The organism is Halorubrum depositum, from assembly GCF_007671725.1.
In the GTDB taxonomy this organism is placed as follows: Archaea; Halobacteriota; Halobacteria; order Halobacteriales; family Haloferacaceae; genus Halorubrum; species Halorubrum depositum.
On sequence record NZ_VCNM01000001.1, the window covers coordinates 468,033 to 480,922 of the forward strand.

The 12,890-nt window shown below is 73.3% G+C and carries 14 protein-coding genes; 4 read left to right on the forward strand and 10 right to left on the reverse strand.

The genetic code is table 11. The features are described 5' to 3' along the window. Nucleotides 1-128: 128 nt before the first annotated feature. Nucleotides 129-1,538, reverse strand: coding sequence for a class II fumarate hydratase (locus tag FGM06_RS02470; RefSeq protein ID WP_144797209.1), 1,410 nt, complete (start codon nucleotides 1,536-1,538; stop codon nucleotides 129-131). A 54-nt stretch (nucleotides 1,539-1,592) separates the two neighbouring features. Then, nucleotides 1,593-1,916, reverse strand: a complete 324-nt coding sequence (locus tag FGM06_RS02475) for a BolA family protein (RefSeq protein ID WP_144797210.1) — start codon at nucleotides 1,914-1,916, stop codon at nucleotides 1,593-1,595. An 81-nt stretch (nucleotides 1,917-1,997) separates the two neighbouring features. Between FGM06_RS02475 and FGM06_RS02480 the strand changes: the two genes are divergently transcribed. Further along, entirely contained in the window at nucleotides 1,998-2,894 is an 897-nt protein-coding gene (locus FGM06_RS02480) for a DUF3267 domain-containing protein (RefSeq protein ID WP_144797212.1), read from the forward strand. Nucleotides 2,895-2,956: 62 nt separating this feature from the next. Continuing rightward, nucleotides 2,957-3,463: an OsmC family protein gene (locus FGM06_RS02485; RefSeq protein ID WP_144797214.1), complete on the forward strand. Its 507-nt coding sequence runs from the start codon at nucleotides 2,957-2,959 to the stop codon at nucleotides 3,461-3,463. A 49-nt stretch (nucleotides 3,464-3,512) separates the two neighbouring features. On the opposite strand, the gene FGM06_RS02490 is transcribed toward FGM06_RS02485, so the two are convergent. Continuing rightward, nucleotides 3,513-4,106, reverse strand: coding sequence for a class I SAM-dependent methyltransferase (locus tag FGM06_RS02490; protein WP_144797216.1), 594 nt, complete (start codon nucleotides 4,104-4,106; stop codon nucleotides 3,513-3,515). A gap of 102 nt (nucleotides 4,107-4,208) precedes the next feature. On the opposite strand from FGM06_RS02490, the gene FGM06_RS02495 reads away from it, so the two are divergent. Next, entirely contained in the window at nucleotides 4,209-5,111 is a 903-nt protein-coding gene (locus FGM06_RS02495; protein WP_144797218.1) for a zinc finger domain-containing protein, read from the forward strand. Nucleotides 5,112-5,134: 23 nt separating this feature from the next. On the opposite strand, the gene FGM06_RS02500 is transcribed toward FGM06_RS02495, so the two are convergent. Further along, on the reverse strand, nucleotides 5,135-5,587 hold the full coding sequence (locus FGM06_RS02500; protein WP_144797220.1) for a hypothetical protein: 453 nt from the start codon (nucleotides 5,585-5,587) through the stop codon (nucleotides 5,135-5,137). Nucleotides 5,588-5,674: 87 nt separating this feature from the next. Next, nucleotides 5,675-6,613 carry an alpha/beta hydrolase gene (locus FGM06_RS02505; protein WP_144797222.1) on the reverse strand — a complete coding sequence of 313 codons (939 nt, stop codon included), beginning with the start codon at nucleotides 6,611-6,613 and terminating at the stop codon, nucleotides 5,675-5,677. A gap of 94 nt (nucleotides 6,614-6,707) precedes the next feature. Here FGM06_RS02505 and FGM06_RS02510 point away from each other — a divergent pair, with 94 nt between their 5' ends. Next, on the forward strand, nucleotides 6,708-7,121 hold the full coding sequence (locus FGM06_RS02510) for a Rieske (2Fe-2S) protein (RefSeq protein WP_144797224.1): 414 nt from the start codon (nucleotides 6,708-6,710) through the stop codon (nucleotides 7,119-7,121). Between the two features lie 24 nt (nucleotides 7,122-7,145). Here the strand turns inward: FGM06_RS02510 and FGM06_RS02515 are convergent, their stop codons facing one another. Genes FGM06_RS02515 through FGM06_RS02535 form a run of 5 tightly spaced genes read right to left on the reverse strand, consistent with a single transcriptional unit; the run spans nucleotide 7,146 to nucleotide 12,890 of the window. Continuing rightward, nucleotides 7,146-8,375, reverse strand: a complete 1,230-nt coding sequence (locus FGM06_RS02515) for an XdhC family protein (protein ID WP_144797226.1) — start codon at nucleotides 8,373-8,375, stop codon at nucleotides 7,146-7,148. A 6-nt stretch (nucleotides 8,376-8,381) separates the two neighbouring features. Next, a complete protein-coding gene (locus FGM06_RS02520; RefSeq protein ID WP_144797228.1) occupies nucleotides 8,382-9,275 on the reverse strand; it encodes a Rossmann-like domain-containing protein in 894 nt (297 codons plus the stop codon). Then, complete coding sequence (locus FGM06_RS02525) at nucleotides 9,272-10,690, reverse strand: VWA domain-containing protein (RefSeq protein ID WP_206668648.1); 1,419 nt, start codon at nucleotides 10,688-10,690, stop codon at nucleotides 9,272-9,274. Before FGM06_RS02525 ends, FGM06_RS02520 begins: the two co-directional genes overlap by 4 nt. A gap of 2 nt (nucleotides 10,691-10,692) precedes the next feature. Further along, nucleotides 10,693-11,697 (reverse strand): AAA family ATPase, encoded by a 1,005-nt coding sequence (locus FGM06_RS02530; protein ID WP_144797230.1) that lies wholly within the window; start codon nucleotides 11,695-11,697, stop codon nucleotides 10,693-10,695. Then, nucleotides 11,694-12,890 (reverse strand): XdhC family protein, encoded by a 1,197-nt coding sequence (locus FGM06_RS02535; RefSeq protein ID WP_144797233.1) that lies wholly within the window; start codon nucleotides 12,888-12,890, stop codon nucleotides 11,694-11,696. Before FGM06_RS02535 ends, FGM06_RS02530 begins: the two co-directional genes overlap by 4 nt.

Below are 12,890 nucleotides of genomic sequence, written 5' to 3' on the forward strand. Positions count from 1 at the left end.
GGACCGACGGCGGCTTAAATGGTGCCGATCCGCCGCGAGCGGCGCGCGGAGCGCCGCCCCGGAGAAGGCGGGCGATCGGAGCGGATGCCCCCGGCGCGGCCCGTCCGCGCCGGCTCGCTACGGGTCAGTCAGTCCTCGTCGCCGAGGATGACGCGGTGGGTCATCGCCTCGGGGTCGAGCACCTCGTCGGCCTCCGCCTCGGTGAGGTAGCCGGCCTCGACGGCGGCCTCGCGGACGCTCTTCCCCTCCTTGAGCGCCGTCTTCGCGACCTTCGACGCCTTGTCGTAGCCGATCGCGGGGTTCAGCGCGGTCGCCAGCGCCATCGACTGCTCGACGCGCGTCTCGCAGTGCTCCTCGTTGGCCTCCAGCTTCGCGACGAAGCGCTCGCCGAACGTCGCCGCGGCGTTCGAGAGCAACTCCGCCGATTCGAGGAAGTTGTGCGCGATGACGGGCTTGTAGAGATTTAAGTCGATCTCGCCGCGGGCGGCGCCCGCCGAGATCGCGGCGTCGTTGCCGACGACCTGCTTGTGGACCTGGTTGACCGACTCGGCGACGACCGGGTTGATCTTCCCGGGCATGATCGAGGAGCCGGGCTGGTTCTCCGGCTGTTCGACCTCGCCGAGCCCGTTGCGCGGGCCGGAGGCGAGCAGCCGCAGGTCGTTCGCCATCTTGTTCATGCTCCCGGCGATCGTCCGGAGCGCGCCGTGCGCCTCCGCCATCGCGTCGTGGGCTGCCTGCGCCTCGAAGTGGTTGTCGGCCTCGCGGAACGTCGTGTTCGTCTCGTCGGAGATGTACTCCGCCGCCAACTCCGGGAAGTCAGGGTGGGTGTTGAGCCCGGTGCCGACCGCGGTCCCGCCGAGTGCGAGCTCGCGGAGGCTCGACTGGACCGTCTCGGCGCGCTCGATCCCCTTCGCGGCCTGGGTCCGGTAGCCGCCGAACTCCTGACCGAGCCGGATCGGCGTCGCGTCCTGGAGGTGCGTGCGGCCGGTCTTGACGACGCCGTCGAACGCGGCCTCCTTCGCCTCCAGCTCGGCGTGGAGCGTCTCCAGTGCGGGCACGAGGTCCTTCTCGACCGCCTCGAGGGCGGCGACGTGCATCGCGGTCGGGATCACGTCGTTCGACGACTGTCCGTAGTTGACGTGGTCGTTCGGGTGGACGACGCGGTCGCCGATCTCCGCGCCGGCGATCTCGGCGGCGCGGTTGGCGATCACCTCGTTGGCGTTCATGTTCGAGGAAGTTCCCGAGCCGGTCTGGAACACGTCGACCGGGAACTGGTCGTCGTGATCGCCGGCGATCACCTCGTCCGCGGCGGCGACGATCGCCTCCGCGGTGTCCTCGTCGACGAGCCCCAGGTCGCGGTTCGCCTGCGCGGCCGCCTTCTTCACGACGCCCAGCGCCCGGATGAATCGCCGGCTCATCGGGATCCCGGAGATCGGGAAGTTCTCGACCGCGCGCTGGGTCTGCGCGCCCCAGTAGGCGTCGGCCGGCACCTGCATCTCGCCGAGGCTGTCCTCCTCCGTGCGGTATTGCTCACCCATGCGCGAGGCTTCCCGCGAGACCGGGTAAAAGCTATTGAATGCGGCCGTCCCGACTCACTCGCCCTCGACCGGGAACAGCCCCGCCTCGCGGAGGTCGGGCGCGAGGCTCCCGTCGCCGTGCTCGGCGTAGTCGACGGGCGTGTACGTCTTGATCTCCAAGGCGTGGACGGACCGGGTCATGTGGTCGCCGACGGCGTCGTACACGCGCTGGTGCTGGTCGACGAGCGACTCGCCGTCGAAGGCGGGGGAGACGACGACGGCCGCGAAGTGCGCGTCCTCGTCCTCGTCGTCGTGGATCCGCGGGTTCGTCACGCGGGCGACGGCGTCCGGGATCCCCGCCTCGATCAGGTCCTCGATCTCGGCCGGTTCGATGGTCATGCCCCGTCTCGGAGCCCCCTCGGCAAAAAGCGACCGCATGGACACGCGAAATCTTAACATATCGACAGGAGAAACCGAAGCATGACCGACGAGACCACCGGCCCCGTGCTCGGGGAACTCGAGCTCACGCGGGCGCTGACGATCCAGATGACCGCGGTCGGAACGCTCGGGATGATCGTCGCGTGGGCGTTCTTCGCCGGCCTGCACGAGGCCGCGACGGGCGCTCCGGTCTCGCTCCGGTTCGCGCCCGCGACGCTCGGCTGGGCCGCGACGGCGGTCGACGTGCTCGTCGTCGCGTTCCTCGGGACGGCGTTCCTCGTCCCGCACGAGTGGCTCCACGGGTTGGCGATCCGGTACTACGGCGGCGAGCCGCGCTACGGCGTCGGCGTCGCGCACTTCATTCTCCCCTACGCGTACGCGACGACCGACCACGAATTCAGTCGGAACGAGTTCGTCGTCGTCCTCCTGACCCCGCTCGTCGTCATGACGGCGGTCGGCGTCCCCCTGATGGTGGGATTCGGCTGGGGGTGGCTCGTGATCCCGCTGGCCCTGAACGCGGCGGGCGCGGTCGCCGACGTCTGGATGACCGTCACGGTGCTCGGGTACCCGGCTCACGTCCGGATCGTCGACCACGAGACGGGCGTCAAGATCGTGGGACGAGCGGGGGACACGCCCCGCACACCGTCCGTGACGGCGGTCGCCTGGGACGCGCTCTCCGGCGCGGCCGTCGCCGTCTTCGGCACGTTCCTGCTCCTCGCCGTCGCCGGACCGATCGCGCTCTCGACACTCGGCGTCGAGTCGGTCGTCGTCGGGACGCCGGGCCGGATCACCTACCTCTTCAGCTTCGTCAACACGCCGACCGAGATATCGTTCGGCGTCGGCCCCGCCGTGTTCGCCGTCGGAGGGCTGGTCGGACTCGTGTACGCGCTCGGTCGGACCTACCGCCGGTCGAGGGCGCTGTCCGCCGACTCGACGTAGCCCGACGCGGGTGCGAGGCGGCGCAAGCTTCTTTTCGCGAGTCTCGGTAACTGGAAACGATCATGTCAGACGTTGACTTGCGGGAGGAGCAGGAGCCGCTGAAACGCGAGTACGAGGAGAACCCGGACGCGGCCAAGGTCACGCTGACCGCGACGGGCGAAGAGCAGGACGACGTGCGCGCCTGCAGCGTCGACATCGGCCGCGCGATCTACGAGGCGGAGCTCCACGAGGGGGCCGGCGGTCCCGGCGCCGCCGCGTGCTCCGGCGACCTCCTCCTCGGCGCGCTGGCGGCCTGTTCGCAATTGACCGCCCAGGCCGTCGCGGAGAACTTCGGGGTCGACCCCGACATCAGCGTGGAGGCCAGCGGCGACCTCGACCTCCGCGGGACGCTCGGTATCGACGACGACGTCCGGGTCGGCTTCGAGGAGATCCGCCTCGACGTGAGCGTCGACGGCGACCTCGACGAGGACACCCGGGCGGCGCTGCGGAAGTACACCGAGCGGTACTGCGTGGTGTACCGGACGCTGGCGGACGCGCCCGAGCCGGAGACGACGTGGGAGTTCTCGTAGGCGGAGACAGAGCGGGAACCCTCCTGAAAAGCCCCGCCCCGACCCGGATTCAGCGCTCGAAGACGAGCCCGTAGTGGAACGGCGGCAGGTCGACCTCGCGGGCGAGCCGCAGGTCGCTCGCCGCCTCGACCGCGCGCCTCGTCTCCTCGGGCCCCAACCGCAGTTCGGTCGGCGGGCCGCGCGGCTCGCCGTCGACCGCCGTCTCCGCCCGGGGCCGGTCGCGCCAGTTGACGACGACGAACCGCCCGTCGGCGGCGAGCGCGGCGGCGACGCCCGCGACGAACGCGGCCCGGTCGTCGATCCCGTGGAAGGCGTTCGCGAGCAGCGCGAGGTCGACCGGCTCGGGAAGGAGGTCGGCGAGGTCCCGGGCGTCGCCGCGGACCGGGACGACGTTCCCGATCCCCTGCGCGTTCGCCATCCCCTCCAGCTCAGCGAGCAGCGTCGCGTCGACGTCGACGGCGTACACCGACGCCGGGTCGGCGATCCGCGCGGCCGGCAGGGCGAAGTAGCCGTTGCCGCAGCCGATCTCGGCGACGCGGTCGCCCGGCGTCACGCCGAGCCGCCGAAGGGTGTCCGCCGGCGTCGGCCAGATCCGTCCCCACCAGTCCCAGTCCGGCTGCCCCGTGTTCCGGAAGCGCTCCATGCGGGCCGTAGCGATCGACCGGATTTAGCGGTTGGGGTCCCCGCGCCGAGCGCTCCGCGAGTGGGAAGGGGTTTGTCGTCGGAGCCTAAACGGTCCTCGCAGATGTCTCACCGGGACGACCTGCGCGAGGCGGCCGACGCCCTCGGCGGCTCCATCGTCGTCTGCGGCCTCGGCGCGTACGCCGACCGGCTCGCCCGCGCCGAGTTCCGCGACGCCCGATACGCGTCGGCAGCTGAGCTCCTCGCGGAGACGCCGCCCGCGGGCGAGCGCAGCGCGGTGCCGGCCGCGGCCGACGCGTCGCCGCCCGCGGCGGTCGTCGTCGCGCTCGATCCCGACGACCTCGGCGAGGACGACGGGGCGAGCGAATCGCTCCGGGCGCTCGGCGGGCTCGACGCGTTCGCGGTCGCGGTCGTCCCAGCGGCAGCGGCCGACGGCGACGCGCTCTCGGCGGTCCGTGACTCGGTCGACGCCGTGTTGCTCGCGGAGGGCGACGCCGTCGAGGCGGCGATCCGCGCGTTCCTCGCGACGGTCCAGGAGCCCGGCTTCGTCAACCTCGACCTCACCGACGCGGAGACGGTGCTCTCGGCCGGCGTCGCCGCGCTAGGGACCGGGACCGCCGACCGCGACGCCCCCGGGGACGCGGTCGCGTCGGCCTTCGACGGGCTCCCCGAAGGCGTCGACGCGACCGACGCGAGCGCGGTCCTCGTGGACGTCGTCGTCGACCCGGAGACCAGCATCGCCGCCGCGACCGACGTGATCGCGGCGGTCCGCGAGCGGATCGGCGCCGACGCCAACGTGATCTGGGGCGGCGCGGTCGACGAGGCGGCCGCGGCGGAGCTCGCCGTCCGGCTCGTCGTCGCCGGCGTCCGCCACGCCCCGCCGCTCGCCGCCGGCGACCCGTGTCCGCGCTGCGGGGCGCCCTTATCGGCGTACGAGTTCGGCGCCCGCGAGACGCTCTCGTGCGACGCCTGCGGCTACTCCGGCATCGCGGTGCGACGCGGGTGAGCCGACCGTCGGTCGGTCGACGGTCAGCGCTGCGGCTCGTCCGGCGCGGCGCGCGGCTCGCGCTCCGGAGGGGCCCGCCGCGAGGCGGGGGACGACTCCTCTCGGTACAGCCGGAGGAGGTCCTCTAAGACGACCGCGTGCCGGTCGCTCGGGACGTACTGATGGTCGATGAAGTCCTCGGCGTCGCTGAAGTTCCCGCGGAGCGCCAGCTTCCTGACGAACGCGACGGACTCGAAGAACGGCGGGTGGTCAGCGTCGGCGTCGGCGCCGAGCTCGCGCTCCGCCCGCGGCATCACCTCCCCTCTGATCTCCTCGTAATCGATGGTCTCCGGCTCGTAGTCGTCGAGCACCTGGTTCAGCACGTAGTCGGTCGAAAAACGGTAGAACTCGGACTTGCTCTCGAACTGGCCGCTCTCGACCAGCGACTCGATCTCGCCGACCACAGACTCGGGAAACCGGACCGTGCTCTTCACCATGCGTCCACGAGGCGCCCCCACCCGTATTACATTTTTGTAAGTCGACAGAAACTTCGCGGGTGGGGGCGGCGAAAAGACCCCCACGCGTCACGCCTCGCACCGGAACGCGCCGGCGAGGTCGTCGGCGACGGTCGCGATCGCCTCCTCGGCGCGGTCGACCTCGCGGAGCGTCATGAAGCCGTGGACCATCGCCTCGTAGTTCTCGTAGCGCGTCGGCACGCCGTCTCTGACCAGCTGTTCGGCGTACGCCCGCCCGCCGTCCCGGAGCGGGTCGAACCCCGCGGTGACCACCGTCGCCGGCGCGACGCCGCCGAGGTCGCCGGCGTTCGTCGGGTCGGCGTACGGGTTCCGGCGGTGGATCTCGTCGCCGTAGTAGCAGTCCGCGAACCACTCGAGGTCGGCCTCGTCGAGGACGACCCCGGCGTGCTCCCGGACCGACGGCTGGTCGGGGTGGACGCCGACGCCCGGGTACAACAGCGCCTGATGTGCAATTTCCGGGCCGTCGCGTTCGGCGGCCATGAGCGCGGCGACCGCGGCGAGCGCCCCGCCGGCCGAGTCGCCCGCGACGGCCACCTGCCCGGTCCCGGCGACCGAGTCCGGGTTCTCCGCGGCCCACTCGACGGCGGCGTACGCGTCCGCGACCGCCGCGGGGAACGGGTGCTCGGGCGCGAGCCGGTAGTCGACGGAGAGGACGGCGCAGCCGCTTTCCCGCGTGAGTCCCCGACAGAGCCGGTCGTGGGTGGCGACGCTGCCGAGCACGAACCCGCCGCCGTGGAAGAAGACGACGGTGGGAAACGGCCCCTCGGCGTCCGGGAGGTAGAGCCGCGCGTCGAGGGCGCCGTCGGGACCGGGAACCGTCCCGTCGACGGTCCGCCCGACCGGCGGGGGGTTCCGGTTGCGGATGCGCATCACCGGCTCGGTGAGGAGGCGGGCGAGCTTCAGCCCCCACCTGCTGTGGGGGATCGGGAACCGGTCCTGACGCTCGACGGCCGCCTTCGCCTGCGGGTCGATCTCGTCGGCGTGCATGGCCGAACGTGTGACGACCGGAGGCTAAGTCTTGGGGGAGCGGTCGCGGGTCCCGCCGCGACGCTTTTCACCCGGGAAATCGTGGGCTCGGTCGATGCCAGACGGGACGAAGCTCGCCGACGTCGAGGCCGTCACCGAGCGCGGATCGTACCGCTTCACGGCGGCCGACCCGTTCACGAACGACCGAGAGGTCGTCCTCGTACCTTGCGAGGAGCCGCCCGGAGTGCGGGCGTGGGTGAACACCTGCCCGCACGAGAGCCAGCGGTTCGACACGGGCGACGGCGTGCCGATGCGGGACGGCGAGGTGATCTGTCCGCGGCACGGCTCGCTGTTCGACGCCTGCTCCGGCGAGTGCGACAACGGCCCGGCGGCCGGGACGACGCTCCGCGACGTCGAGGTCGCCGTCGACGGCGGCGCCGTCCACCTGACCGACGACGGATACACGTTCCGACACGAGGGCGGGACCGACGACGACGATCCGGGGTCGACGTCGCACCTCTCGCTGTGAGAATCAGTCCGGCGGCGGTCGACCCTACCGGCTCGGCGGCTCCGGCTCCGAGCGCGCCTCGACGTCGACGCGGTCGTGGATGTGTCCCTCGCGCTCGCGCAGGTGCCGCGGGGTCCGGTCGTTGCTGACGGCGAGGACCTCGCCGACGATGCTGTGGGCGATCTGATACGGCGAGCCGCCGCCGAGGTCGAGCCCGATCGGCGTGTACAGCGACGCGAGTTCGGACTCGTCGAACGTCGTCCCCTCGTCGTCGTACGCCTCCATCATCTCCTCGAACCGCTCCCGCGGGCCCATCAGGCCGACGTAGGGGGCCGGCGACCGGAGCAGCTCCTCGGCGGCGATGCGGTCGTCGACGAAGTTGTGAGTCATCACGACCGCGTGCGTCCGCTCGTCGAGGTCGAGCGCGTCGGCGATCCCCGCCGGCGACGTCGTCACGGTCCGGTGGGCGTCGGGGAACCGCTCCTCGAGGTCGACCCCGCCGCGGAAGCCGACGACGGTGACCCGGAAGTCGTTCCGCTCGGCCAGTTCGACCACCGGTCCGACGTCGTGGCCGGTGCCGAAGACGACGAGGTCGTCCGGGGCGGCGAGCCCGTCGACGAACACCTCCAGCGTCGCGCCGGTCCCGCCTTCGACCGTGACCACGTCGGCGGCGCCGCGCGCGGCGAGGTCCGCCGCCGGCCCCGCGAGCGCCTCGGCCGGCCACCCGTCCGCGGGCGACCCGTCGGGGAGCGTCAGCCGGTCCTCGTCGGGACGGTAGTACGCGCGCTCGCCGAGGCGGTCGCGGTCGGTGTCCGCGGCGTCGTCGACGTCGCCCGCACCGTCCCCTTCTCCCTCGCCGCCCGCGGAGAGCACCGTGAGCACCGCGACGTCGCGGCCGGCCCCGAACGCCTCGACGGCCGGGCGGTACGTCTCGTCTAACGGTTCCAGGAGGACGTCGATCACGCCGTTACAGCCCACGCCGAGCCCCCAGACGTCGTCGTCGCCCTCCATCAGATCGTACGTGACGCGATCGGGGCGGCCCGTCTCGCGGACCGCTTCCGCAGCGGCGAGCAGGTCGTCCTCGACACAGCCCGCCGTGATCGAGCCGACGCCCGTCCCGTCGTCGTCGAGGAGCATCTTCGCTCCCGGGCGACGGTAGGCGTTGCCCTCGACGTCGACGATCGTCGCGAGCACGTCGGTGCCGTCGGCGTCGAGTCGGTCGCGAACGCGCTGTACCACCTCGGTCTCCGGTACGCTCCAGTTGCTTGCTGTCATGTCAGGTCACAGGTCGATGGTCGCCGGCGCGTCGCGCGCCGCGTACACCTTCCGAACGCCGCGGTCGTGGAGGTCCGTGCCGCAGGCGCCGCCCGCCACCGCGGCCCGCGCCCGCCAGGGGTCGTCCACCGCCGCGCCGGCGACGACGTCGACGCCGCGCTCGAACAGCGGGTCGGGGAGCGACGAGGCGGTCGCCCCCACCACGACGACGGTCGCCGACGCGGGGGCCGCGTCGAGATATCTCTCGATTCCGCCGTACACGAGCGTCGATCCGGTGACGAAGACCACGTCCGCCCCCTCCATCGCGGCCGCGGTCTCCGCCGGGGAAAACGACCGGAGCGCGACGCCCGCGGGGGTCGCCACCGTCGCGGGGTCGACGGGGTCGCGCTCGATGACGCGGACCTCGACACCGTCGAACTTCCGGAACGCGGGCCGGAACAGCCCGACCGTGACGACCCTCTCGACCGACGGGTCGAGCAGTGCCATCGGGTCGCCGTCGCGCCAGTCGAGCAGCGGCGCCGCGCATGCGTTCAGCGCCGCCACCGCGAGCGCGCGGGCGCCGAGGTCGCTATCGGCGGTCGCGATTCGGTCGCCGTCGGCCACCGCGCCCGCGCGGACCGGCGCCAGCAGCCCTTCGACGTCCTCGGGGACGGTCGGCGCGGCGCCGTCGGGGAGGTGCGCGAGCCCGGCCGCGGGTCGCCGTCCGTCTCGCTTCTCCCGTTCGTTTTCGGCCGCGAGTTCCACCAGCGCGACGGAATCCCCGACCGTGACGCGGTCGAGGCGGACCTCCGTTAGCGCGCCGCGGTCGCGGAGCGCGTCGCGTGTCGCCCGCAAAACGGGACCGGGCCACTCCTCGTCGGCGTCGGCAGAGCCCGCGACGCCACCGTCTCCCTCCTTCATACGACACCCCCGTCGCCGGTCCGCGTGTCGTCGCCGGTGCGACCGCGCTCTCTCCGTGTCGCGCCGGTCCGGCGCGGGTCGTGCTCGTAGCCGACCGGCCCGCCGAGCCCGCGGCGCTCGATCTGGCGGGCGGCCTCCGCGAGGTCCGCCGCCTCGGCGAACCCGAACAGCCCGTCGACGTAGGGGGCCGCGTCGCTCATCCCGCGGGACGCCGGCTCGAACGACGGGGAGACGGCGAGCGGGTTGAGCCAGACGACGCCGTCGGCCCGGTCGGAGAGCCACGTGATCCCGTCCGTGAGCAGGTCGGGGTCGCCGACGTCGAGCCCGTCGCTCACGACGACGACGACCGTCCGCCGGTCGACGGCGTGCGGCGCGGTCCGGCGCAGTTCGCCGAGCGCGTGCCCGATCCTCGTGCCGCCGCCCCACTCGACCTCCGCGGCGCGGAGCGCGTCGGCCGGCGAGCGGGCCGGGTCCGCGAACGCCGCCGTCGCCTCCGCGAGGTCGGTGTCGAAGAGGAAGACGCGGGCGTCGCGCGCGCTCGCAGCGACCCGCTCGCCGAGCCCGAGCAGCGCGCTCCGGTCGATCGTGTCGAGGACCGACCCGCTGACGTCGACGAGCAGACAGCACCGCAGCTCGCTCGGCGTCGGCTCGTCGCGCGGGAGGTCGATCGGCGCGCCGCCGGTCTGGAGGCTCGCCCGCAGCGCGCCCCGCGCGTCGACGAGCGGACCGGTCGGCGACCGGCGGCGGCGGCGGCCCGGGAGCGAGGAGAGCGCGTCGACGAACCGGTCCGCGGCCGCGCGCTCCGCGCCCGACGGAGCCGGCACGTCCGCGTCGACGAGCGCGCTCTCGCCGACCGCGCTGTACCGGTGTCCGTCCGTCTCCTCGCGCGGCTCGTCGGTCGGCCGGTCGCCGGCGGCGTGGCGGCGGTCGGTCGGGATCCGGACGGTCGGGTCGCCGTCCCCGTCGGCGTCCATCTCCGGCGGCTCCGCGCCGTCGAGCAGGCCGGGCTCCTCCGCGTCGGCGGCGTCGGAGCCGGCGGCCGGTCCCGTCTCGTCTCCCTCTCGGTCGCCGTCGTCGTCCCCCTCGTCGCCCGCCGGCGACGGCCCGTCGTGGGCGGTGGCGATCCGGTCGAGGCCACTCCGGAGCCGGTGCCAGAACGTCGGGAACGCCTCCGCGAAGGCGTCGCCGTCGGCGGTCTCGGAGAGCAGGCTCGCGCGCAGCGCCGCCTCAACCCGGTCCTCGTCGTCGAGGCCGACCGCCGCGAGCGCGCGGGCGGCGTCGAGGGCTCCGGAGGCCGGCACGGCGACGCCGTCGCGCCGGAGCACGGCCACGAACCGGATCAGCTCCGCGAGGAGGTGCTCCCTCGCGGCCGGGAAGTCGGGCGTCTCCGTCGCGGCGCGGTCGGGGGGCGCCACGGTCAGTCGACCCGCTCGGCCGCCGCGCTCGCGGCGTCGTGGAGGCGTTCGAGCAGTTCCGCGTCGACGCGGCCGACGTCCTCCGCCTCCTTCAGCAGGCAACCGATCGTCCGCTCGATCTCGTCGGGCGCGAGCGTCTCGTCGGCGTCGTCGTGGCGGAGCGCGGCGACCGCGCGGGCCCAGTCCAGCGTCTCGGCGACGCCCGGGCGCTTGAGGAACGACTCCTCGCGCAGGCGCTCGACCACCGAGCACACCTCGGCGGCGACGGCGGCGTCGAGCTCCGGCACCTTCCGGCGGACGATCTCGTACTCAGTCTCGAACGACGGGGGCTCGACGTGGAGGTAGAGGCACCGTCGCTTCAGCGCGTCGCTCAGCCCCCGCGTCCGGTTCGACGTGAGGATCACGATCGGCGGCGTCGACGCGCTCACGGTGCCGTACTCCGGGATCGACACCTGGAAGTCCGAGAGCAGCTCCAGCAGGAACGCCTCGAACTCCTCGTCCGCGCGGTCGATCTCGTCGATCAGCAGCACCGGGGGGCGGCCCTCCGAACTGCGGAGCGCGCGCAACAGGGGGCGTTCGAGGAGGTACTCCTCGCCGAACACGGAGCCGGCGGCGTCGCCGTCGCCCCCCTCGTGCTCGCGTCCCCCGGCCACCGCGCCGGCGTCGCCGTTCGTCGCGGCGCCCCCGGCGACGGTACCCTCGTCGGCCTGCACGGCGAGCAGCTGCTTGGTGTAGTTCCACTCGTAGAGGGCATTCTCGGCGGTGAGCCCCTCGTAACACTGGAGGCGGATCAGCTCCGTGTCGAACCCCGCCGCGAGCGTCTTGCCGAGCTCAGTCTTCCCGCTGCCGGGCGGCCCCTCGACGAGGAGCGGGCGCCCCAAGCGAAGGGCGAGGTCGACCGTCGTCACCGTGCGGTCGTCGGCGACGTAGTCGGTCGCTTCGAACCGCTCGCGCAGCTCCTCCTCGGTGAGCGAGGCGAAGGGGTTCCCGTCGAGCTCCCCGTTCACGCCTCGGCCCCCTCGAGGTACGACGCCGGGTCGTTCGCGAACGAGTCGGCGCAGCCGTGACAGCAGAAGTGGTACGTCTCGCCGTCGTGCTCGACCGACGCGTCCGCCGTCGCCGGGTCGACGGTCATGCCGCAGACCGGGTCGATCGCGGGCTCGTCGTCGCTCCCGTCATCGTCGGCGGGTTCGGTGTCGTCGCCGTCGGCGGTCTCGCTGCTTCCATCATCGTCGGCCGAACCGACCGCAGCGGTATCGCTCACCCCGGCCGTCCCGCCCGCCCTCGCCGGGCTCGCCGCCGACCGCTCGCCGACGACCTCGGCGAGCAGGCTCGCCGCGATCGCCGCCGGGGTGTAGGCGGCCACGTCGACGCCGGCGGGGTTGGTCACGGCCCCGGCGACGTCGTCGACGTCGCGGTCGAGCAGCCCCGCGGCGCGCTCGGTCACCTCGGCCGCCCGCTCGTCGCTGCCGACGAGGCCCACGTACGGCGCGTCCGCGAGGACGCCGGCGGCGACGCCGCGCGCGTCGTACTCGCCCATCGAGGCGACGACGACGAGCGGCGCGGCGCCGACGCTGTCTGCGATCGCCTCGTGGTCGACCGTGTCGAGCACCCGGGTCGCATCCGGCACGTCGCGGTCCGCGTCGCCGTCGGCGACGACGAGCGTCACGTCGACCGCGAGCTCGTCGGCCAGCCGCGCGAGCGACCGCGTCACCGGGGAGTCGCCGACGACGACGAGCTCGGTCGTCGGCGTCACCGGCTCGATGAACAGTTCGAGGACACCCTCGCTGTGACACGTCATCGGGAAGGCGTCGAGCCCGGGACGGTCGACCGTCTCCGGGTCGGGCGCGATCCCGACGAGCCGGGGGCTCCCCTCCTCGATCGCCTCGACGCCCTGCGTCGCCACGACCGACTGCGCGCAGGCCGCGCCGCCCACCCAGCCGTGGATCTCGCCGTCGGCGGTGACGACCGCGCGGTCGCCGACGTTGGCCGACACCGGCGGCTCGCGCCGGACGATCGTCGCCCGCGCGTACGGCTCGCGGCGCTCGGCGAGTTCCGCCTCCAACGCGGAGACGTCGCCGTCGTCGATCCTCGTCGCGGCCCGGCTCGGTTCGTCGTCGGGCCTCTGGCCCCCGTCGGGTACGGGCTCGTGGGCCTCGACGTGCTCGGTCTCGTCGTGTTCGGTCTCGTCGTGTGTCAT

What these genes read in the sequence shown, in the direction of transcription:
- FGM06_RS02470 (WP_144797209.1), bottom strand. Translation starts at nt 1,538, where the DNA reads ATGGGTGAGCAATACCGCACGGAGGAGGACAGCCTCGGCGAGATGCAG.
- FGM06_RS02475 (WP_144797210.1), bottom strand. Translation starts at nt 1,916, where the DNA reads ATGACCATCGAACCGGCCGAGATCGAGGACCTGATCGAGGCGGGGATC.
- FGM06_RS02480 (WP_144797212.1), top strand. Translation starts at nt 1,998, where the DNA reads ATGACCGACGAGACCACCGGCCCCGTGCTCGGGGAACTCGAGCTCACG.
- FGM06_RS02485 (WP_144797214.1), top strand. Translation starts at nt 2,957, where the DNA reads ATGTCAGACGTTGACTTGCGGGAGGAGCAGGAGCCGCTGAAACGCGAG.
- FGM06_RS02490 (WP_144797216.1), bottom strand. Translation starts at nt 4,106, where the DNA reads ATGGAGCGCTTCCGGAACACGGGGCAGCCGGACTGGGACTGGTGGGGA.
- FGM06_RS02495 (WP_144797218.1), top strand. Translation starts at nt 4,209, where the DNA reads ATGTCTCACCGGGACGACCTGCGCGAGGCGGCCGACGCCCTCGGCGGC.
- FGM06_RS02500 (WP_144797220.1), bottom strand. Translation starts at nt 5,587, where the DNA reads ATGGTGAAGAGCACGGTCCGGTTTCCCGAGTCTGTGGTCGGCGAGATC.
- FGM06_RS02505 (WP_144797222.1), bottom strand. Translation starts at nt 6,613, where the DNA reads ATGCACGCCGACGAGATCGACCCGCAGGCGAAGGCGGCCGTCGAGCGT.
- FGM06_RS02510 (WP_144797224.1), top strand. Translation starts at nt 6,708, where the DNA reads ATGCCAGACGGGACGAAGCTCGCCGACGTCGAGGCCGTCACCGAGCGC.
- FGM06_RS02515 (WP_144797226.1), bottom strand. Translation starts at nt 8,375, where the DNA reads ATGACAGCAAGCAACTGGAGCGTACCGGAGACCGAGGTGGTACAGCGC.
- FGM06_RS02520 (WP_144797228.1), bottom strand. Translation starts at nt 9,275, where the DNA reads ATGAAGGAGGGAGACGGTGGCGTCGCGGGCTCTGCCGACGCCGACGAG.
- FGM06_RS02535 (WP_144797233.1), bottom strand. Translation starts at nt 12,890, where the DNA reads ATGACACACGACGAGACCGAACACGACGAGACCGAGCACGTCGAGGCC.